17 protein-coding genes and 1 pseudogene are annotated in these 22778 nt (G+C 33.0%); 9 read left to right on the forward strand and 9 right to left on the reverse strand.

Going from position 1 to position 22778, the window contains the following annotated elements; all coding sequences use genetic code 11:
- Nucleotides 1-3: 3 nt before the first annotated feature.
- Nucleotides 4-228 (forward strand): hypothetical protein, encoded by a 225-nt coding sequence (locus E9099_RS04415; protein ID WP_136582497.1) that lies wholly within the window; start codon nt 4-6, stop codon nt 226-228.
- A gap of 185 nt (nt 229-413) precedes the next feature.
- Nucleotides 414-1133 carry a 3-ketoacyl-ACP reductase gene (locus tag E9099_RS04420; RefSeq protein WP_136582498.1) on the forward strand — a complete coding sequence of 240 codons (720 nt, stop codon included), beginning with the start codon at nt 414-416 and terminating at the stop codon, nt 1131-1133.
- Here the strand turns inward: E9099_RS04420 and E9099_RS04425 are convergent.
- Nucleotides 1130-2224 (reverse strand): ABC transporter permease, encoded by a 1095-nt coding sequence (locus E9099_RS04425; protein WP_136582499.1) that lies wholly within the window; start codon nt 2222-2224, stop codon nt 1130-1132. The genes E9099_RS04420 and E9099_RS04425 overlap by 4 nt on opposite strands.
- A 38-nt stretch (nt 2225-2262) precedes the next feature.
- A complete protein-coding gene (locus tag E9099_RS04430) occupies nt 2263-4419 on the reverse strand; it encodes a carboxy terminal-processing peptidase (protein WP_136582500.1) in 2157 nt (718 codons plus the stop codon).
- 155 nt (nt 4420-4574) lie between these two features.
- On the opposite strand from E9099_RS04430, the gene surE reads away from it, so the two are divergent.
- From surE to E9099_RS04455, 5 genes are read left to right on the forward strand one after another with little or no spacing between them, the layout of a single operon-like run.
- Nucleotides 4575-5351, forward strand: a complete 777-nt coding sequence (gene surE, locus E9099_RS04435) for a 5'/3'-nucleotidase SurE (RefSeq protein ID WP_136582501.1) — start codon at nt 4575-4577, stop codon at nt 5349-5351.
- Nucleotides 5341-5610 carry a hypothetical protein gene (locus E9099_RS04440; protein WP_136582502.1) on the forward strand — a complete coding sequence of 90 codons (270 nt, stop codon included), beginning with the start codon at nt 5341-5343 and terminating at the stop codon, nt 5608-5610. Before surE ends, E9099_RS04440 begins: the two co-directional genes overlap by 11 nt.
- Nucleotide 5611: 1 nt before the next feature.
- The gene (gene lpxB / locus E9099_RS04445; RefSeq protein ID WP_136582503.1) at nt 5612-6724 is read left to right on the forward strand and encodes a lipid-A-disaccharide synthase; all 1113 of its coding nucleotides are present in this window, start codon (nt 5612-5614) and stop codon (nt 6722-6724) included.
- Nucleotides 6725-6734: 10 nt separating this feature from the next.
- Nucleotides 6735-7337, forward strand: coding sequence for a C40 family peptidase (locus E9099_RS04450; protein ID WP_136582504.1), 603 nt, complete (start codon nt 6735-6737; stop codon nt 7335-7337).
- 21 nt (nt 7338-7358) lie between these two features.
- Nucleotides 7359-9389 carry a ComEC/Rec2 family competence protein gene (locus E9099_RS04455; protein ID WP_136582505.1) on the forward strand — a complete coding sequence of 677 codons (2031 nt, stop codon included), beginning with the start codon at nt 7359-7361 and terminating at the stop codon, nt 9387-9389.
- Between the two features lie 6 nt (nt 9390-9395).
- Here E9099_RS04455 and E9099_RS04460 read toward each other — a convergent pair whose 3' ends face one another.
- The 4 genes and pseudogenes from E9099_RS04460 to E9099_RS04475 all read right to left on the reverse strand — a co-directional run bounded on the left by E9099_RS04460 (nt 9396) and on the right by E9099_RS04475 (nt 16571).
- Nucleotides 9396-9947, reverse strand: a complete 552-nt coding sequence (locus E9099_RS04460; RefSeq protein ID WP_136582506.1) for a thioredoxin family protein — start codon at nt 9945-9947, stop codon at nt 9396-9398.
- A gap of 86 nt (nt 9948-10033) precedes the next feature.
- Complete coding sequence (locus E9099_RS04465) at nt 10034-12463, reverse strand: oligopeptide:H+ symporter (RefSeq protein WP_136582507.1); 2430 nt, start codon at nt 12461-12463, stop codon at nt 10034-10036.
- 656 nt (nt 12464-13119) lie between these two features.
- Nucleotides 13120-14355, reverse strand: a pseudogene (locus tag E9099_RS04470) (peptide MFS transporter); the annotation flags it as partial.
- Between the two features lie 29 nt (nt 14356-14384).
- On the reverse strand, nt 14385-16571 hold the full coding sequence (locus tag E9099_RS04475) for a S9 family peptidase (protein ID WP_136582509.1): 2187 nt from the start codon (nt 16569-16571) through the stop codon (nt 14385-14387).
- Nucleotides 16572-16718: 147 nt separating this feature from the next.
- On the opposite strand from E9099_RS04475, the gene E9099_RS04480 reads away from it, so the two are divergent.
- Nucleotides 16719-18017: a hydroxymethylglutaryl-CoA reductase, degradative gene (locus E9099_RS04480; RefSeq protein WP_136582510.1), complete on the forward strand. Its 1299-nt coding sequence runs from the start codon at nt 16719-16721 to the stop codon at nt 18015-18017.
- Nucleotides 18017-18922 carry a GYDIA family GHMP kinase gene (locus E9099_RS04485; RefSeq protein WP_136582511.1) on the forward strand — a complete coding sequence of 302 codons (906 nt, stop codon included), beginning with the start codon at nt 18017-18019 and terminating at the stop codon, nt 18920-18922. The genes E9099_RS04480 and E9099_RS04485 overlap by 1 nt, the downstream gene beginning before the upstream one ends.
- A gap of 83 nt (nt 18923-19005) precedes the next feature.
- Here E9099_RS04485 and E9099_RS04490 read toward each other — a convergent pair whose 3' ends face one another.
- From E9099_RS04490 to E9099_RS04500, 3 genes are all read right to left on the reverse strand, one after another.
- On the reverse strand, nt 19006-21147 hold the full coding sequence (locus tag E9099_RS04490) for a peptidylprolyl isomerase (protein WP_136582512.1): 2142 nt from the start codon (nt 21145-21147) through the stop codon (nt 19006-19008).
- Nucleotides 21148-21279: 132 nt separating this feature from the next.
- Nucleotides 21280-22569 carry a hemolysin family protein gene (locus E9099_RS04495; RefSeq protein WP_136582513.1) on the reverse strand — a complete coding sequence of 430 codons (1290 nt, stop codon included), beginning with the start codon at nt 22567-22569 and terminating at the stop codon, nt 21280-21282.
- Nucleotides 22570-22755 carry a hypothetical protein gene (locus E9099_RS04500; RefSeq protein WP_136582514.1) on the reverse strand — a complete coding sequence of 62 codons (186 nt, stop codon included), beginning with the start codon at nt 22753-22755 and terminating at the stop codon, nt 22570-22572.
- Nucleotides 22756-22778: the final 23 nt, after the last annotated feature.

The raw sequence follows: 22778 nt of genomic DNA on the forward strand, positions 1-22778 counted from the left end.
ATTATGAAAATAAATTTATTATCCTGTGACGCTCAAAGACCAGATAGGAGAGCTATATCCAAATGCATTGTTGAGATTTCTTTAAGTGTTAGCGATTCTTTAGCAAACGAACTTACAGATATCTTATTAGAAGGTGACGCAGTAGATATTGAACTAAATGATAAAAATTCTGGTTCAGCATTAAGAGCTTTACGAAAACTAGATATTGATTACGAAATTATAGACTAAACTAGTTTTACCGATTGTCGGCATACTCCATTTCCAACATACCCTAGTGTTATTTCTACGTTAATGAAGTTTCTAATATTGGTCTTTATAGAAAATTCTACTAACTTCGTGTCACATTTAAATGAGACATAACTCAAAACAGTCTTCTTTAAAAGTTATATCAAAATTATAGATTATAAAAACATATGGAACACTTAAAAAACAAAAAAGCCATCATTACTGGTGGTGGTAGAGGTTTAGGGAAAGCAACTGCTATTGCTTTTGCTAAAGAAGGTATTGACGTTGCCATCACAGGTAGAAATGAAGCGGTATTAAAAGCAACGGTTGCAGAATTAAGAGTCTTTGGTGTTAACGCTATTTACTCCGTCTTTGATGTTAGTAATTACGAAGAAGTAAAACGTAGCATTAAAACAATAGTAGAGACTTTAGGTACAGTTGATATTTTAGTAAACAATGCTGGTATTGCAGCTTTCGGAACTTTTAACGAGATGGAAGTTAGCCAATGGTCTCAAATTATCCAAACTAATGTTATGGGTATGTATTATGTAACCAAAGAGGTTTTACCACATTTAATTAATAAAAACGAGGGTGATATTATTAACGTATCCTCTACTGCAGGATTATCTGGAAACGCAAGTACTTCGGCTTATTCAGCTTCAAAATTTGCTGTTATTGGTCTTTCTGAATCTTTAATGAAAGAGGTTAGAAAAAACAACATTAGAGTGTGTACCTTAACACCAAGTACTATAGCTTCTGATATGTCCATCGATTTAGGTATTGCAGATAAAGATTCTGAAGACAGTGTCTTACAACCTGAAGACTTCGCAGAGTTAGTTGTTGCTGGTTTAAAACTACCTAGAAGAGCTATGCTTAAAAGCGCAGCGTTGTGGTCTACAAACCCTTAATTTTTAACATCTAAAGCGTCGCGTAACGCATTTCCAATAAGCATAAAGGCCATTACTAAAAACATAATACATAAGCCTGGTAAAACCGCTAAATAAGGTTTTCCTAGGATTATGTAGTTGTAATGGTCTTTTATCATAGCGCCCCAACTAGCCATAGGTGGTTGCGCTCCAATTCCTAAAAAACTAAGTCCAGACTCTATTAATATCGCTGCTGCAAAATTTGCTGCACAAATAACAATAACTGGTGCCATAATATTGGGCAAGATGTGTTTAGTAATAATCCTATAATCTTTAAACCCTAAAGCACGTGCAGCTGTTACATATTGCATTTGTTTAGCGCTTATCAACTGCCCTCTCACGACTCTAGCTACTTCTACCCACATGGTAAGTCCGACTGCAATAAACACTTGCCAGAACCCCTTCCCTAAAGCTAAAGTGATTGCTATAACTAATAACAAAGTTGGGATAGACCAAGTCACGTTTATAATCCACATAACAAAAGCATCTACTTTACCGCCATAATAACCGGCAACACTTCCCATAAATATTCCGATAACCAAAGAAATAAATACGGCTACAAACCCTATAAAAAAAGAAATACGCGCCCCCACTAATAAGCGACTAAGTAAGTCACGTCCATATTTATCAGTTCCTAAATAAAACGTTACCGTTTTTATGTATTGTTTAGCTGAGTTTTGCACGATAAAATCCGCATCAATTGTTTTAGTAACACCTTCCAACCCATCGGAAGCATATGCTGTATACGTAAGTTGGTTACCCTTTATATTGAAAATAGATATAGGAATTTCGGTATCCGTATTTTTTGTTCCAAAGAATAATTTATCAAAAACGGATTGCTGATTCTTTATCTGAGAAGGAATAGTCAACATATCCACAGTAAATCCTGGCGATTTAGAATGAATAGAAACATGCATTTGATTCGCATTTTGCGAATTATCTGGCGCAAAGACATAAGCAAACACCGAGATTATCCCAACAACACCAATAAAACATAAACTAAAAACGCCCCAAAAGTTTTTTTTAAACTTTTGAAGCGCTATTTGTGATAATGAATTTGTTTTAGTCACCATTAAATTTTAACACCCTATTATCCTAAAGATAATAGACCTTAGTTTCTTATGGTTGCTAATTTATTAATCTCGTAAGTCATTTTTAAGTCGTTTAAAACATTAAGAGCTTCTTCAACATAAACATCCTTACTTAAATTTTCATGCCATCTATTTCGTTTATCACGTAAAGTCGTGTCTTGCGTAAATAATTTTTGCTCGTATGGTAACGACTCGAAAGTCAAGTTAGTTTTGTAATCCGAAATAGCTTCAAACTGCTTAGCTTCTTCTTCGTTTAACTTTAACTTTGACTTATATTTTGTATAATTTAACGAGTAACTATTGTCGTCCATTTTTGATTTGGCCCATTTAGCACTATTTTCAATAAGCTTTAGCTGTTCGTTATTCTCCATACGCCTTTTACTGTTAGCGATAGTCGTATTATAATCAAAATAACTATTCCAAACTTCATACTCTACAGGTGTAATTTTATCCCAAGCTAATGGATTTTCTTGATCACGTTCTCCAATATCAATAAAACTATAGCGATCCGGAACAACCACATCACTTTTAACACCTTCTAATTGTGTTGAGCCACCGTTAATACGATAGAACTTTTGACGTGTTAATTTTAAAGCTCCTAAATCTCCATGAGAACTGTTACGAACCATACGGTTTAAATCCAATACATTCTGTACTGTTCCTTTACCATAAGTTTGTTTACTACCTATTATTATAGCTCGCTTGTAATCTTGCATTGCTGCAGCTAAAATTTCTGAAGCAGAAGCCGACAACTCGTTAACCATTATAACTAAAGGTCCATCCCAACTAATCGATTTGTCTTCGTCACTTAAAACTTCTTTTGGTTCGCCAGTAGATCTTACCTGTACAATTGGACCATCTTTAATAAATAAACCAGCCATATCAACAACAGTTCTTAACGAGCCACCTCCGTTATTACGTAGATCCAATACTAACCCTTCAATACCCTGCTCTTTTAAACGTTCGATTTCTAATTTAATATCTGAAGAGGCATTTCTGCTATTGTAATCTTCAAAATCCACATAAAATTTAGGCAGATTAATTACGCCATAATTTATACCTTCTTTTTTTACTATAGACGATTTTGCATACGTTTCTTCTAACTCTACAATGTCCCTTGTAATTGCAATATCCTCGAATGATCCGTCTACTTTTTTCATTGTCAAAATAACCTTAGACCCTTTAGGTCCTTTAATTAATTTGATAGCATCATCAATACGCATCCCAACAACGCTAATAGCTTCCTTTTCTTTATCCTGACGTACTTTTACAATAACATCTCCAACTTCAATCTTACCATCTCTCCAAGCTGGACCTCCTGAAATTAATTCGACTATTTTAATGTAGTCCATTTTCTTTTGTAAACGTGCTCCAATCCCTTCTAACTTCCCAGACATTTGCTGGTCAAAACGATCTTTATCTGTAGGTGCCATGTAAGACGTATGTGGATCAAACTCTTCTACTATAGTATTAACATACATAGCAAACCAATCCTCACGCTCCATATCTTCTATATAATCCGTAAAATAATTATCTAAAGTTTTTAAAGTTTCAGTTCGGGCTTCCACCTCTAGTTCTATTAAAGATTTTTCAACGATTGGCTCTGACACCTCTTCCGTATCTTCTCCTTCTGTTTTAGAATCTCCATTCTGTTGATCAATTAACATATCATAACCAGAAAGTGTGTTAAACTTTAATTGCTGCCTCCAACGTTCTTTCAAAGCTTTTTTACTTTTTGTATACGTTAAGGTTTCATAATCTGTATTATAATCTTCATCTTCATAAAAATCAAAAGGCTTTTCTAAAATACTTCTATAATATACTTTTGCATCATTCTGACGTTGAATTAAGCGCTGATAAACCGTATTAAAAAAAGAAATATCTGAAGCTCTCAATTGATCATCAATTTGCGTTTCAAACTTTTTAAATTCGTCAATATCTGATTGTAAGAAATAACGTTTTAACGGATCTACTAATTCTAGATAGTCCGAGTAGATTTCTTTAGAAAAGGAATCGTTTAATTCTTTTGGCTCAAAATGCAACTGGTCTAAAGCTAAAGTAATAATCTGAATTAATAATTTATCCTTATCTGGATCATCATCTACTTTTGCAGTAAAACTGCAAGAACCAAATGCTAATAGTAACACTAGTAATATTATATTGTATTTCCTTTTCATCTGTTCTTTTTAAATTTTACAAGAAATTTCTACTAAAGTAAAGAAAAAACCATGCCAATAAAACCTAAAGCAGATAATTTTTTGTTAAACTGAATAAATTGAGCAGTTACAAGGGATTTTATGTATTTTAGCTCAGTCAAATAAACACCCTTTTTATGAGTAAAAAACCACTGATTTTAGTTACCAATGATGATGGCATAACTGCACCAGGAATTTTAACTTTAATTAAAGTTATGGAAACCCTTGGAGATGTGGTTGTTGTAGCACCCGACAGCCCGCAAAGTGGAATGGGCCATGCAATTACCCTAAATAATGTCTTGCATTTAGATAAGGTTTCTAAAAAAGGTGACAAAACGGTACAATATAGTTGCTCTGGTACACCAGCAGACTGCGTTAAAATTGCGGTTAACCAAGTGTTAGATAGGCGCCCCGATCTTTGTGTCTCCGGAATTAATCATGGATCTAACAGTTCTATAAATGTGATTTATTCTGGAACTATGAGTGCTGCTATCGAGGCTGGAATAGAAGGTATACCTGCTATTGGGTTTTCTTTATTAAATTATAGTTGGGATGCAGATTTTGAAGCCTCAGAGAAATACATTAAACAAATTGCAGAAAATGCATTGACTAATGGCATTGCTGAAGGCATCATTTTAAACGTTAATATTCCCGATCTAAAAGAAAAAGACTTAAAAGGGATTAAAATTTGTAGACAAGCAAAAGCAAATTGGAAAGAAAAATTTGACAAACGAAAAACACCTCAAGGTAGAGATTATTATTGGCTAACTGGAGAATTTGTTAATTACGATAAAGGCACTGATACAGATGAGTTTGCCCTAGAGCAAGGTTATATATCTGTAGTTCCTGTGCAATACGATTTAACTGCACACCATTACATGCAACAATTAAACACATGGTCATTTGAACAATAAAAAAGACCTTGTAATTGGCTTTATTTCAGGCATTATTTGCACCTGTGTCGGTGTGTTTTTGTACATTATTATGTTTTCTAAATTGGGAACAAAAGACATTGTAAGCCATGCATTACAGTTTAAATTTGTAAGTCGTGGCGCTTTACTTAACTTAGGACTATTCTTTTTATTTTTAAATAGAAAACAAGACGAAAAAGCAAAAGGCGTACTAATTGCAACCTTAATAATTGGATTAATTTTTATAATAAATAGACTATAAATTGAAATATTATATCATATCTGGCGAAGCTTCTGGAGACTTACATGGATCCAACTTAATGAAGGCACTGCAAACACAAGATGTTAATGCAGAGTTTAGGTTTTGGGGTGGCGACCTTATGCAAAGTGTTGGTGGCACTTTAGTAAAACACTATAAAGCACTCGCTTTTATGGGTTTTTCTGAAGTTATAATGAACCTAAGAACTATCACTAAAAACCTCTCTTTTTGCAAATCCGATATTGCTAGTTACAATCCTGACGTTATCATCTTTATCGATTACCCTGGTTTTAATTTACGAATAGCAAAATGGGCCAAACAGAAAAACTTTAAAACTCATTATTACATATCTCCTCAAATTTGGGCTTGGAAAGAAGGTCGTATAAAAGCCATTAAGCATGATATTGACCAGATGTATGTTATTCTTCCTTTTGAAAAAGATTTTTATGAAAAAAAACATAATTACCCGGTTCACTTTGTTGGTCATCCATTAATTGATGCCATTTCTGACAGAACACAGGTTGGTGAGTTTGAGTTTAGACAAGCACATGGTTTAAGCGAAAAACCAATCATCGCTTTATTACCGGGAAGTAGAAAACAAGAAATTATAAAAATGTTATCCGTAATGCTTAGTGTCGTGGACGACTATCCTGACTATCAATTTGTAATTGCTGGAGCACCAAGTCAAGATTACGATTTTTATAAAACCTTTATTAAGCAAACTAACGTCCACTTTATTAGCAATAAAACTTACGATTTATTAAGTTTATCAACTGCTGCCTTAGTAACCTCGGGCACTGCAACTTTAGAAACTGCTTTGTTTAAAGTCCCACAAGTAGTCTGCTACAAAGGAAGTTGGGTATCTTACCAAATCGGAAAACGAGTAGTAAACCTTGATTACATTAGTCTTGTCAACTTAATTTTAGATAAGGAATCTGTAACAGAATTAATACAAAATGATTTTAATACTAAGCGACTTAAAAAAGAATTAGATCGGATTTTAAACGATTATGAACGCACTAAATTCTTTATAGATTATTACGAATTAGAAAAAAAACTAGGCGGTAAAGGTGCCAGCCAAAATACAGCAAAATTAATTTTTGACTCAATAAAATAGTAAATTACAAATGAAAAAGATTGCCCTACTCCTGTTAACAACTACAATTTTATCTTGTGGAGGTTCTAAAAGTAAACATGTTGTTACCAAAAAATCAGAATCTCATACCGTAAGTCAACCAGAGCCTAAACGCAATAGAAAACGTCCAACCCGAAATACTAAAAAGACAGAAGAATCAATTATAGGCACTCACTCAGATCCTAGTTACAATACAATACGTGCAGACAACCCTACAATAGCAAACATAATAAGTAGCGCCAAAAGTTATGAAGGGGTTAAATATAAGTATGGAGGGACTACGAAAAAAGGTATGGATTGCTCTGGACTGCTGTATACAGCTTTTAAAACGGAAGATATTGCCTTACCTAGAACTTCTAGCGCCATGTCCGAACATGGAGACTGGATAGATGTTAAACAAGTAGAAGAAGGTGATTTACTTTTTTTTGCAACTAGAAAAAATAGCAGAACCATTAATCATGTTGGTTTAGTCACCTCTTCAAGACCTGGTCGTGTTGAGTTTATACACGCCAGCACAAGCAAAGGCGTCATGACCTCCTTACTGTCAGAACGTTACTGGTACTTTGCTTTTGTACAAGCTAGACGCGTTTTGTAAGAAATAGTTTATCTTAGGGAAGTGAAACTTCTCAATTTTTCTATAATTAAGTTTACATTTTGCCTAATCGTAGGCATAATAATTTCTAAGCTATTTAGTATTAGCATACTTTATAGCTTACTTTTTTGTGTAGGTTTTACCTTAATTACTATAGGTTTTTATTTCACTTTAAAAAAGAAAAAAAGTTTTATCTACCTTTTTGGAATCTCAGTCTATTTAACTTTTATTGCCTTTGGAATTTTTATCACAAATATAAATGGAGAGTTACAAAAAACGAACCATTTTTCTCATGCTATTGATAAAGACCAAGCTAACCAAACAATTACATTTAGGATTAGAGAACGATTAAAACCCAATGCTTTTAGTCAACGGTATTACGTAGACATATTAAAACTAAACGCTAAAAATGTTAAAGGAAAGGCTTTAATAAACATTAGAAAAGACAGCCTAAACATACCAATACCTATAGATGCTGTTTACTTATCAAAAACCAATGTCATTGAAATCAAGGCGCCATTAAACCCAGATCAATTTAGCTACAAAGCTTATCTTGAGAAGCAACAAATCTACTATCAAATTTATGCCAATCAACTCGACATTCTTGAGTTAAAAAGCGAAACATCCACAGTCTTTGGTCATGCTGCTCGTTTTAGAAATTATATCAACAAGGCACTTAGCAAATATCAATATTCTGATGAGCAATCGTCTATAATTAATGCCCTTATTCTGGGACAAAGACAAAATATCACAAAAGAAGTGTATGATAATTATACCAATGCAGGTGCCATTCATATTCTAGCTGTTTCAGGTCTGCATATTGGAATAATCTTATTACTATTAAACTTTGTTTTCAAACCCATAGAACGTATAAAAAATGGTAAATTAATTAAGACTATCATCCTAGTCATTTTACTATGGACGTATGCCTTAATCGCAGGAGGATCAGCCTCTATTATTAGAGCAACGACCATGTTTAGTATTGTTGCCATTGGTATAAACCTGAAACGACCGACTAACATTTACAACACCTTAGCCATTTCCGTCTTTATTTTACTCTTAATTAAACCCAATTTTCTATTTGACGTTGGATTTCAATTAAGTTATGCTGCTGTTATTTCCATTGTTAGTTTTCAGCCAATATTAGAACGTCTCTACTCCCCTAAATACAAACTAAACAAACTACTATGGCAAACGCTTACAGTGACGGTTTCTGCCCAATTTGGCATCATCCCTATTAGTTTGTATTACTTCCATCAGTTCCCCAGTTTGTTTTGGCTGTCAAACCTTATTGTTATTCCGTTTTTAAGTCTGATTTTAGGTTTAGGATTAGTCGTTATAACATGTGCGATTTTAGGAATACCTAAAAGTTTTATATCCGACACCTTTGGAGCCATAATTAATTGGATGAATCAGTTTTTTGCATGGATATCCAACCAAGAAGATTTTTTAATCCTAGATATCCCGTTTACTCTTTTACAAGTCGTTGTATCATACCTGTTAATTTTTAGTATTTATCAATTATGCATTCAAAAAAACTACACGTGGACTAAATTTACTTTAGTTTCTGTTATCGTCCTACAACTAACTTACATTCTAAACCAGTATCATACTAAAGGGGATTCTTTTTTAGTATTTCATAAAAACAGAACAACTCTTATTGCAAAAAAACACAATAACCAACTCGCTATTTATTCAACTCTAAAACATGCAGAAACCAATACAATCATTAGAAGTTACGCCGTAAAAAATGCATTACAACCAATCGCCTCTAAACCTGTAAATGTCCTATACAAATTAAAAGATAAACACATATTGATTGTTGATAGCTTAGGTGTTTATAATATAAAAAATATTACTATAGATTACGTCCTACTGACCCAATCACCAAAATTGAATCTAGAACGCTTAATAGATAGCCTAAAGCCTAAAGCTATTATTGTTGATGGTAACAACTACAAATCCTATATCAGCCGATGGCGACAAACCTGTAAAAAACAAAAACTCCCGTTTTACCAAACCGGTAAAACAGGAGCTTTTATTATTAAAGATTAAAAAGGATTACACGTTGTCTTTAAACTCCGCTATAAATGCTTTATAATATTCATCAAATTGTGCTTGCGTTTTCATATCCAAATGTTTGTTAGTCTGAAACATTTTTAAATACATTTCTAGATCTTGTGGTTTTTTATAACCTGTAATTGGCGCAATAAGCTTTGCGTCTTCGTCAAAAAACAATAACGTTGGATAAGCTCTAATCCCTAAACCACGTGATAATTCGTGCGATGAATTTCTTTTTTGAGCTTTCGCAGGGTCGTAACTTGGATTTTTATATACTTTACCTTTAAAATTAACCTCTTCGTTACCTTCTGCATTAAACTTAACAGCATAAAAATGTGTATTTACATAAGCAACAAGATCTTTGTTTTTAAACGTTCTTGCATCCAAAAGCTTGCATGGACCACACCAAGACGTGTAGGCATCCATCATTATTTTTCTTGGTTCTTTTTCTTGAAGCGCCACTGCCTCTTCCAAAGTCATCCAATTAATTTCTTCTTGTGCAATGGTATTTACTGCAAATAATAGTGTTAAGGCTAAAAATATATTTTTCATGATGTCTCTATTTTAATTTTGTAGTCGCAAATAGCATTCCAAATTTACAAAAAAAAGAAACGCCTCAAAAATGAGGCATTTTATTTTTATTTTACACCGTGCATTAATTTTTTCAGTAATGGGTTTAAAGCAAAAACCAATAAACCAGCTGCTAAAGGCACCATTGTAAATATTAAGAAGAATGTAGACAAGCTATATTCTTTTGTAATATTCTCTATTTGACCACCTAATACTGCCGCTAATTTATTACCAATAGCAATCGCTAAGTACCACATACCAAACATTAAAGCAATCATCCTTGCTGGAACTAGTTTACTTACATAAGACAGCCCAACAGGAGACAAGCAAAGCTCTCCTAGTGTGTGGAATAAATAAGCTAATATTAACCAAATCATACTCACTTTAACTCCTTCTTGCATTCCATAGGCTCCAAAAGCAAGTAAACCAAAACCAACAGCCATAATAATCAATCCAAGGGCATATTTAGTTGCTGCTGAAGGATTATATTTACTTTCCCACCATTTAGAAAAGAAAGATGCAAATACAATAATAAAAAATGAATTTAGAATACTAAACCAAGATACTGTAATTTCAACTTCATTATCTTTTACCTTAGTTACAGTACCATTAACAAATCCATTATCTCTATTTAATGTTTTAGCATTAGCTAATAAGCTTTCCTTCTTCTCGTTTGAAGAAATAAAAGAAAATTCTGTAAGATCCTTATCCTTATTGATTATTATTTTTTTGGCTCCAACCTTATAATCAACAAATGGCTCACCAATACTAACTGTTCTTTTTTCAATTTGAAATTTATTAGATGTGTCATTATTATCAGCAAAAGTAAAATGGCTATAGACTAAATCCCCCTCTTTTGTTTTCAATTGCTCTTTTGTTGTATGGTCTAATACAGGTACAGCAATAGTTTGAAGTGTCTTAGTAATTATGCTATGTTTAGCTTCGGGTTTACGTTTTCCTTCAGGTTTCTTTTCAAAACTCTTAACTGGCAAATATTTAAATACCAAATTACCTTTTTTATCCTTTTTCTGAAGGTTAGTCTCTTTATCTAAAACTTCAATTTTAAAAAACTGACTTGTTTTAGCTACTGTCTTATAGTCTGAAATTGACTTGTTATCATTTTGGGTTACTGGCAGATAATAATATTCTAACTCTCCTGAATCTTCAGATAGTTTTATATCTTGATTTTCATCCACAGCGGCAACTTTATAAGCCATAAATTCAGTTTCGTATGATGTTGTATTAAAATCCCTATTCAACATCCATCCTACAATTCCCCACATAAAAACAAAACAAACAACCAAAACAATATTTGATCCTGGTATTTTATTATATGTTTTTTTCCAAAGAAGATATAACACATAGGAAATAATCATAAGAGGCACCACCGTTAACAATGTATTTATTACATTAAAAATAGTAGCAGAATTACCACTTAGTAATCTATCTACATTATCCCTAGCAAAAATAACTAAAGAAGAAGCACCTTGCTCAAATGACAACCAAAAGAATACTGTAAAGAAAGCAAAAATGATAAATGCAAACATGCGATGTCTAACCACCTTTGTATATCTTAATATTCTACTAATTACTAGGTATACAAAAAGCGCTAATGCTGTCAATACGGCTACATATTGCCCTTCAAAATCACCGATTTGTAATGCTGAAAACATATCAATTCCAGCAATTCTAGACATAGGATCATTTATAGCATATCCCAAACCTAAAATGGATGACAAAACAATCAATATTTTATCTAAAGACGTAAAAGGATTCTCTTTTTCTTCAACCTCTGAATCATTTACAACAACACTTTCCTCATTAATATTTTGAGGTAATTCCACTTCATAAACCTGTGAAGGTTTTTGCCCGATTTTACCAAACAGATTTCCTGACAACCAGAACTGAAGCGTTCCTAATAACATAAAAACTCCCGCTAGTCCAAATCCATAAGCCCAACCAACTTTTTCAGCTAAATAACCACAAAGCATCATTCCGAAAAAAGCACCTGCATTAACACCCATATAATAAATGGTATATGCGCCATCCTTCTTCTCAGGATTCTTCTTATACATTTCAGAAATTATAGACGTCATTGTTGGCTTAAAAAACCCTGTCCCAATAACTAACAAAGCCAAACCTAAGTATAATGAAAACTCTGTTTCTAAAGCCATAGAAACATGTCCTAAAGTCATTATCAGCGAACCAATTATTACAGCCCATCTATATCCAGTATACTTATCCGCTATCCAACCACCGATAATTGGAGTTATGTACAACAGCATGGCGTAAGTACCAAATAAAGCTGTTGCATTCTCTACCGACCATTCCCAACCTGGGTTATATCCAATGGCAGCCATGGTTAAGAAATTAACCAAAAGCACTCGCATTCCGTAGAACGAAAAACGTTCCCACATTTCAGTGAAAAACAAAACAAACAAACCTGCGGGATGTCCTAAAACCTTGTCTTCAAATAGATTTTCAATATCTGTATTCATTATTAAATTTAGTTAGTTAAAAAAAGAAAACCCCACAAATTAAAATTTGTGAGGTCTTTATATCAATGATTTTAATTGTCTGCTAATTCAAACCCTTCGTTGTCTTCATATTTAATTACACGTTCACGATCTTCTGCTCCATGAGTCAGTTTTTTTAAACGTTTTAAGAATAAAATAAGTAAAAATCCGAATGCCACAGTAAAAATAACTAACCATTTAAACGTCGCATACTCGACTTCACTTTGTTGTTCTTCTAACACAAAAGATACGCCATAATCGTTACCGTCCCCCTTATTTTCAACATTTTGTGCTTTATCTTTATCTTTTTCAAATACTAATTTTGCGTGATACGGGTTAGATGAAGAAATTTTTCTTTCTTTCAGTAATGCCAACAACTCTTTAGTATTAGAATCTGCTTTACTTGATAAAGCAAATAAAGAGTTCAGTGCTTTATCCGACTCTAATTGTTTGTAAATTACCTCGCCATTTTCGACATACACTTTAGACTTAATACTAAAATTCTTATCCTGGTTAATTGGATAGTCAAACTCTGTTATTATCTCCCTCTTACTATTCTTCATTTTAATAGAGTGTTTGCTCATAAAAGGTATAACCTCTTGTTTGCTAACCATCATTTCTCCATGAAATGGTTCTAACTGAGAAGACTCCCCAATGCTACCAGCTAATTTATTTCCAAATCCTGTTGCTGCAAAATAAACCCCCATCATAATAGATGCATATTTTACCGGTGCTAGTTTAGTAATAAATGATAATGAAACTGGAGATGTACAAAGCTCTCCAATCGTATGAAACAAATACGCTAAGAACACCCAAAACATTGCTGCCTTACCAAAGACTTCAGCTGATGCTTCTTTTGATGCAAACATCATAAACACATAACCTAATCCCATAATTATTGTACCGATAGCCATTTTAAACAACGACGACGATTCTTTTCCTTGCTTTTTCCACCAAATCCAAAAACCTCCAATTAATGTTCCAAAAATTATTATATAACCTGCATTTAATGATTGAAATACAGCAGCTGGAATTTCTGTCCAAGAGCCAATACTAATTGATCGATCAACTTTAGCATCTGTATACAAATTCATCAAACCACCGGCTTGTTCAAACGCTCCCCAAAACACTATTACAATTAAAAAGGAGATTAATAATACAATGACTCTATCCTTTTCAATTTTATTTAAAGGTTTTTTCATTGCCTCTTTATCAGCTACACTACCTGAAGCTCCAATAAAGTTACCAACATGACTCAAATACTTTTGACCATACATGAAAACAGCTTGTCCTAACAACATTCCAATACCTGCTAATCCAAAACCATAATGCCATCCATACTTAAAAGCAACTAAACCAACAATAATACTTGATAAGAAAGCACCAACATTAATTCCTATATAAAATATGGTAAATCCACTATCTCTTCTAATGTCTCCAGGCTTATATAATCCACCTACCATAGTAGATATATTAGGTTTTAAACCTCCAACTCCCAATATAATTAACAATAACCCTCCAAAGAAAGCTGTAGTTCCGGGAATAGCTAGAACAAGATGACCAACACAAAGTAATAAACCCCCTAACATTACTGTTTTTTTCTGACCTAAAAACTTATCTGCTAACCATCCTCCTGGTATTGCTGCAACGTATACTAACATGGTATACCATCCGTAAAGCCAAATTGCATCTTTATTAGTCCAACCTAAACCTGGATCTATCGCAGTAGCTGATGTTGCTATATAAAGCGTCAATAAGGCACGCATACCATAATAGGAAAAACGCTCCCATAGCTCGGTGAAAAACAAGACATATAGACCGACTGGATGTCCAAACAGTTCTTTTTGATGTGGTTGTAAAGCTTTACTTGACATATTAAATATTTAAGTTAGTTAGTTTTATTTTAAAGTTTGTCTCCTAAGGTACGATTAATAAAATTCGTCATTTTTGTATACAAGTGTAATCTAGTATTACCGCCGTAAATACCATGATTTTTATCTGGATAAATCATCCATTCAAATTGCTTATTAGCTTGTACTAAAGCCTCCACCATGCGCATTGTGTTTTGCACATGTACATTATCATCTCCTGTTCCATGAATTAATAAAAAGTCGCCTTTTAGTTTATCAACATGGTTAATTGGTGAATTATCATCATAACCACTTGCATTTTCCTGCGGTGTAGTCATATAACGTTCTGTATAAATAGAATCGTAAAATCTCCAGCTTGTAACTGGTGCTACTGCAATTGCCATTTTAAAAACATCATGACCTTTAAACAAGGCATTACTTGACATAAAACCGCCATAAGACCAACCCCAAATTCCGATTCTACTAGAATCAACATATGGCTTTGCACCTAATAATTTTGCAGCTTCTATTTGATCTTCTATTTCGTATTTACCCAATTCCTTTTGTGTAACTTTTTTAAAATCCGCGCCTTTAAATCCTGTTCCACGTCCGTCAACACAAGCGACAATATAGCCTTGTTGTGCTAACATTTGGTACCAATAATCATTAGCACTATTCCATTTATTAGCCACTTGTTGAGATCCAGGACCAGAATACTGATACATAAACAATGGATATTTCTTGTTTGCATCAAAATTAGCTGGTTTAATAACCCACATATTTAAATCATTTCCATTTACTTTAATTGTAGAAAATTCTTTTTTAGATAGTGTATAATTGGCAACAAGCGCTTTTAAATCGCTATTATCTTGTATCGATTTTATAACCGTTCCTGATTTAGCATCGTTTAAAGTATACAAATAAGGTGTCGTTGCACTTGAAAATGTGTTAATAAAATAGGTGAAATCTGCGCTAAAATCTGCAGCATTAGTTCCTTCGGTTTTAGACAATCTTCTTTTTTGTGTTCCATTAAGTTTTATGGAATACACATCTCTATTAGTACTTCCGTTTTCAACCGATTGGTAAAAAATCTGACCGGACTTATCATCATAACCATAATAACTAGTGACTTCCCAATTTCCTTTAGTAACTTGATTAATTAATTTCCCTTTTTTATCATAGTGATAGATATGGTTATACCCATCTTTCTCACTAGTCCAAATAAAACTATCATCCTCTAAAAACGTTAAATTATCTGTGACGTCTACGTAAGCATTATCAGTTTCGGCTACAGCCAAATTTGCTTTATTTTTTTTGGTATTAACCATCCATAAATCAAGTTCGTTTTGATGGCGATTCATAAATTGTGCACTTAACACATCCGCATCATTCGTCCATTTGATTCTAGGAATATAAAAATCGTCATAAGTTTTATCCACTATAACTTCGCTTAATGTATTCGATTTTAAATCAAACACATGTAACGACACTTTTGCATTATTCTCTCCTGCTTTAGGATATTTAAAAACAGTTTGTGTTTGGTATAACTCTTTGCCATAGACATCCATAGAAAACTCAGGAACATCAGTTTCATCAAATCTTATAAAAGCTATTTTGTTACTCCCTGCATTCCAATCAAAAGCACGAACAAAGGCAAACTCTTCTTCATACACCCAATCCGTAATACCATTAATCACTTTATTTTTAACGCCATCAAAAGTAAATTGTGTCGTTTTTCCTGACAATAGATCTTTAACGTACAGGTTATTATTTAAACCAAAAGCAATTTTAGTTCCATCAGGAGAAAAAGTAGGCTCTTGTATTTTGTCTTCAGACACCAAAGTGGCTTGTTTTGTTTTTGTATTATACACATAATAAATCCCTAAAGACGAGCGTCTAAAAATAGACTCTTCCTCTGTAGCCAATAACACTTGACTTTCATCAGTACTAAATGTATAATCTGTAAAATATTTAATAGCTTCTATATCTGCAGAACTAACTAACGTATTAACTTTTGCTAACGTCTTGTAATCATAAATATCGATTGTTGTTCCACCCAGTGTTCTATCAAAATTTAAAACAGAATATTGTTGTCCGTTATTCATGGAGTGAAGTACGTCTAAACCTTCCGTCCTAAAGGTACCGCTCCATATATCGTCAAGGGTAATTTGCTTATTCTGAGCAGTTAAAAAGGAAGTTGTTAATAAACAGAATAGTGAAAGAATTCTTAAGATCTTCATTTAATATTTGTTATTTAATAATAGGAGCTCAAGTTTACTAAAAATTACTTAAAAAAACGTAAACATTAACACATAAATCAGCAATCTTAACTTGTTAAGCAAAAAATGAAAGTGTAAATAGTATCTTTGTATTTCAAAATGAATAGCATGAGTAAATTAGTTTCCGGGTTTTCAAAATTATCTAAAACTGAAAAAATAAATTGGTTAATCACCAACCATTTACCAAATCAGGATGCTGCAAAAAAGATCCTAACACAGTATTGGAATAGTGACCAAAAACTACAACAATTACATGACGAGTTTATAGAAAACACTGTTACTAATTACTATTTACCATTAGGTGTTGCCCCTAATTTTGTTATAAACGATAAAATTTACACCATCCCGATGACTACTGAAGAAAGCTCTGTAGTTGCTGCAGCCAGTAAAGCTGCCAAATATTGGCAAACCCGCGGGGGATTTAAAACAACTGTTTTATCTACAACTAAAATAGGTCAAGTTCATTTTACCTATTCTGGATCTTTTAAAGCTTTAGAAGACTATTTTAATTTAGTAAAACCACAATTAATAGAAGACGCTAAACCCATAACCAAAAACATGGACAAACGTGGTGGTGGGATATTAGATATTGAATTAAAAAACAAGACTACAGACTTAGAAAACTACTACCAATTACACGCCACTTTTGAAACTTTGGATGCCATGGGCGCCAATTTTATAAATTCCTGTTTGGAGCAATTTGCAAAAACATTTAAAGCTGAAGCTGAAAAGGTTTTACCACAACCTTTAAATGTAATTATGAGTATTTTATCTAATTACGTCCCAGAGTGTTTAGTCAGAGCAGAAGTTAGCTGTAACGTTGAAGATTTAGCAGAAAAAGATATTGACCCAAATGCATTTGCCGAAAAATTTATACAAGCCGTTAACATTGCAGAAATCGAACCTTACAGAGCCGTCACCCATAACAAAGGAATAATGAACGGTATTGACGCTGTGGTTTTAGCTACAGGTAACGATTTTAGAGCAGTGGAAGCTGGTGTACATGCCTACGCGGCAAAAGACGGGACATACAGTAGTTTAACGCATGCTAAAATAGAAAATGGCATATTTACCTTTTGGATGGAAGTCCCTTTAGCATTAGGTACTGTTGGAGGCTTAACAAATCTGCATCCTTTAGTTAAATTAGCTTTAGAGATTCTAGATAAACCAAATGCAAAACAGCTTATGCAAATTGTTGCTGTTGCCGGTTTAGCTCAGAACTTTGCTGCCTTACGTAGTTTAACGACTACTGGCATACAAGAAGGGCATATGAAAATGCATTTAATGAATATCCTAAATCAATTTGAAGCTACTGCTGAAGAAAAAGCACAAATAGTACATCACTTTAAAACAAATGTAGTCACCCATAGTGCAGTTGTAGACGCTATTGAAAATTTAAGACACTAATGGAAAGCTTTTATAGTCACGGAAAATTATTACTGACGGGCGAATATGTTGTTTTAGATGGCGCAAAGGCATTAGCTATTCCTACCGTTTTCGGACAGCACCTTACTATTGAACCTATTCAAGAACAAAATATTATTTGGACTAGTTTTGATAACGAAAACAATATTTGGTTTACAGACACAATCACTATTGAAGCTATTACTACTTCAAAGGACACCGGTAATGCTATTTCCAACCGACTCATTCAAATTTTAAATGCCGCCAAACAATTAAATCCTGAATTTTTAACAAAACAAGACGGTTTTAAAATAACGACAACTTTGGAGTTTCCTCAAGATTGGGGTTTGGGCACATCGTCTACATTAATTAACAACCTAGCTACATGGGCAAAAGTAGATCCGTATACCCTATTAGAACGTTCTTTTGGTGGCAGTGGTTACGATATTGCTTGTGCTCAAGAAGACTCTGCTTTACACTATTCCCTGAACAACACATTGCCTAAAACAGAACTAGTAGATTTCAAACCTATATTTTCTGATCAACTTTATTTTGTTCATTTAAATAAAAAACAGAACAGCCGTGAAGGGATTGCACATTATAAGTCTAATAGACATAATTTAACTGAAACTATTGCCGCAATTAATCAACTAACCATTGCTTTCACTACGTGTAAATCAATTACAGCGTTTCAGCAACTGATAGAACAACACGAAACACTTATTGCCCGGGTTACAAATCAAAAAACGGTAAAAGAGATTCTTTTTAGCGACTTTAATGGGAGTATCAAGAGCTTGGGTGCATGGGGAGGTGATTTTATTTTAGTAGCCTCTACAACCAATCCTACAGACTATTTCAAAGCAAAGGATTATCATACTATTTTAAAATATACAGACATGGCTTTATAAACCAAGAATCCCCTTCATTACAATGCATAAAAAAAGCCTTTTCAAATTGAAAAGGCTTTTTTCACTTTAAGACTTAAGGTCTATTATTGTACTGTCTTAGCTCTATAATCTTCAATTTCTGAAGATTCTTTTAAAGCATTATATAATCTTGTTTGTACTGCGTTTAATTTTTCAGCACCCACCTGGTTTGCAAAAGGCAAATAGTTCTCTAATTCTACAGCTGGTGTCTTTTTAGTGACTTGCACCATAAACACACCAGTGTTACCTTTTACTAATTTAGAAGTTCCTCCTTCAGCTAATCCAAAAGCATTACCGACAACCATAGGCTCATTTCCTGCTCCTGCAATTGTTGGTGTTTTCATATTAATAGCAGACGCGGTTTTTACAGTTTGATTTTCTTCTGTAGCAAACGCCTCTAAAGTCGTTGCTTTTACTCTGTCCATTATTAATTTAGCTTTCTTTTCCTTTCTTATTGCTGGTAATGCTGTTACTGAAGCATCTTCAACACTCATCACACCATCATCCTGCGTTGCAGTTAATTGCGCTATTACAATTCCACCAGGTATATTATCAAAACGCTTATAATCTCCTATTTCAGTAGCATCTTCAAAAGACCAACGTACAATTTGACGTTGATTTCCTAAACCAGGAATACTTTCGTCTAATTCTTTAGCTGTCATAGGACGTACATCATAGTTTGATTTTTTAGCAACTTCAGCAAAGTTTCCTTTAGCAATAGCTAACTCAAAATTAGAAGCATCAGCAAAAACCTTGTCTTCAGTTTTAGAAGATGGTTCTACTTTTCTTGCAATAGTTGCAATTTTTATAGCTGTATCAACATTTTTCTTATTGTCAACTCTAATAATATGATATCCAAATTTAGTCAAGACTACATCAATACTCCCTGCTTCATTAAAGAACAAAAAGTTAGCAAAATCAGGATCAAATCCAGCTGGATTATAAGTTGTTAACCTTGTCCATCCAATACTTCCATCTTTTCCTTTAGTACCATCAGAGTTAATCTCATTAGCCACTTCAGCAAATTTATCTTTATTGTTTTTCACTAAAGGGAAGATACTATCGATCATTACTTTAGCTTCTTCTTTAGTTCTGGTTACATCTGCACCAGCTCTTGTTGTCCCAACAAAAGGAATTACGATATGACTCGACTCGATTGAATCTGCTAATTTTTTATAATCTAAAACTTTAGTGACTTTATAATAGTTACCATCCTTATAAGGTCCATAAACCTGACCAGCATCTAATTTAAAAATAGTATCTGCAATTGTTGATGGTAAACTTGACTTGTATTGGTATTTATCTACAAATTTAAAGTCATCAGAGTTCCCATCTACAAAACCTTCCACATCCTTAGTTTCTAAAAACCCTAATTTATTTTCTGTTTGCTTAGTGACGTCATTGTAAACTTCTTTATTTTTCAAAAGCTTATTTAAGTCGTCTTGAATAGCCTTTTGATCTTCTAAAGAAGCAACTTCTTTAAAAAACACATATTGAAAACTTCTACTAGCATCAGCTTGGTAAGCTTTTGGATTTTTATTGATGTAACTTTTAATCTCTGAAGTAGACACTTTGATAGTGCTATCTGCAATTGAGCTGTAAGGCACTTGCACGTATTTGATATCGACTTTTTCTCCTTCTAATTTATGTTCTAACTTTCCTTCTGCTAAAGTTGCAGTAGTACCAGCTTTAACCATATTAAAGTAATTTGCTTGTAACGCATTTGATGCTAAAGCTTTTTCACCTGAAATCCAATTTTGATAAGCCTGATTAGAAGAGTTTTTAAGATTGTCGATATATAGCGCAACCTTAGACTCGTCAAAAATCCCAGCTTCATTTAAAAAAGTAGGATCATTAGCATAATTAGTTTTGATCAGATCTCTCATTTGGTCTGATTCCACAGTCATTCCTAATTTCTGAATCTGACCATCCATAACAATTTCTCTAACCTTAGTCTCAAAAACACTATTCATAACTTGACTAGTCGTTGCATTAGGTCCTAATTGTCTTTGTTGAAACTCAACAAGATTAGAAAATTCTGCTCTAGAAATATCTTGACCATTAATTGTAGCTACAACATCTGGAGATTTAGAAAACAGTGCATCTTTATTGCTAAATAAACTTGATAAAATAAAAGCGAATAACGCTAATGCAATAACTAAGATTAATACAACCGTTTTTTGTCTAATTTTATTTAAAATTGCCATTTTTTGTGATAAATTTTGTGAAATATAGTGGGCGAAAATACCATTTTCTATTCAATAATAAAAGCTCTTTACACAATAAATAAATTAAATGAATATAGTACTGATAAAAAGTAGACATTTTAACACCTAAGCTTAGTCTTCTGTATTGATTATAAGCTCAACTAATTCAATCTTAGTATTTGAAGCTTCTAATATCTTAAAGTGAAATTTTTCTGTAGAAACAATTTCATTTTGATGTGGAATTTCCTCAGTATGATCTACAATTAACCCACCCAACGTTTCATAATTTTCACCTTCAGGCAAATTGAGTTTGTAGGTTTCATTTAAATAATCGACTTCCATTCTTGCTGAGAACACATAAGTAAACTCATCTTTTTGTTCTTCTATTAAATCTACAGTATCATGTTCATCTTCAATCTCTCCAAATAACTCCTCTACAATATCTTCCACAGTCATTATTCCAGAAGTGCCCCCATACTCATCAACCACAACAGCAATGCTTTTACGTTTTTTTATTAAAACGTTTAAGATGTCTTTTACTAACATTGTTTCCGGAACTAATTCTATTGGCATAATCATCGCTCCAATATTTTTTGGCTTTTTAAACAAGTCAAAAGAGTGTACATAACCTAAAATATCATCTATGGTTTCTTTATAAATCAACACCTTAGAGCATCCTGTTTCTGTAAATACGGCATTTAAATTGGGAATAGTATCTTGAAGTTCCAATGCTACAATTTCTGTACGAGGCACCATAACCTCACGTGCTTTAACTTCTGAAAACTCTAATGCATTTTGAAAAATTTGAATTTCAGAATCTATATCTTCATCTGCTTCTACACTTTCCATCTGCTCGCTAATATAATGCCCTAGTTCTACCTTAGTAAACGCTAACTGCACTTGATCTCCTTCTGTCTTGAAAAACTTTTTAAGCACAACATCACTAATCCAAATAACAAAATCAGACACCCAACTAAAAAACACATAAAAAATGTAAGCTGGAAAAGCGAGAACCTTAAGTAGCGTATTTGAATAAATTTGAAAGAATACTTTCGGTAAAAATTCGGCAGTAAATAAAATTAAGAGTGTAGACAAAATTGTCTGCGACAATAAACTTAAATCTGTTAAAAGATAAGTTATAAAAGCATAATTACTTGGCAATAAACTGTTAAACCAATCCATTAGTAAATCACCCATAAAAAAACCATAAATTACTAATGCGATATTATTACCAATAAGCATGGTCGCAATAAATTTGGATGGTTTAACTGTTATTTTTGATAAAATTTTAGCTAAAAAACCATCTTGTTTTTTTTCTATCTCAATGTGTATTTTATTTGAGGATACATAGGCAATTTCCATACCTGAAAAAAAAGCTGATAGTAATAAACAAATAATAATGATGATAATTGAAGACACCATTTATTTGCGGTCTTTGTTTTCTATCTTTTTACTAAATCTTTGTTTAAAAAAGAACATAAAAACAGCTGTTGCCCCTAACAATAGAGACATGTATGCTTTGGAATCTCCCCAATTTGCAATGGCATCATATAAAAAAAGCACTGCAAATACTAAATAAGCGTATTGAAAAAACTTAAAGGTTTTCATTAAAAAATTTTATGGTTAAGTAA

It is taken from the genome of Psychroserpens sp. NJDZ02, from assembly GCF_004843725.1.
Classification (GTDB): Bacteria; Bacteroidota; Bacteroidia; order Flavobacteriales; family Flavobacteriaceae; genus Olleya.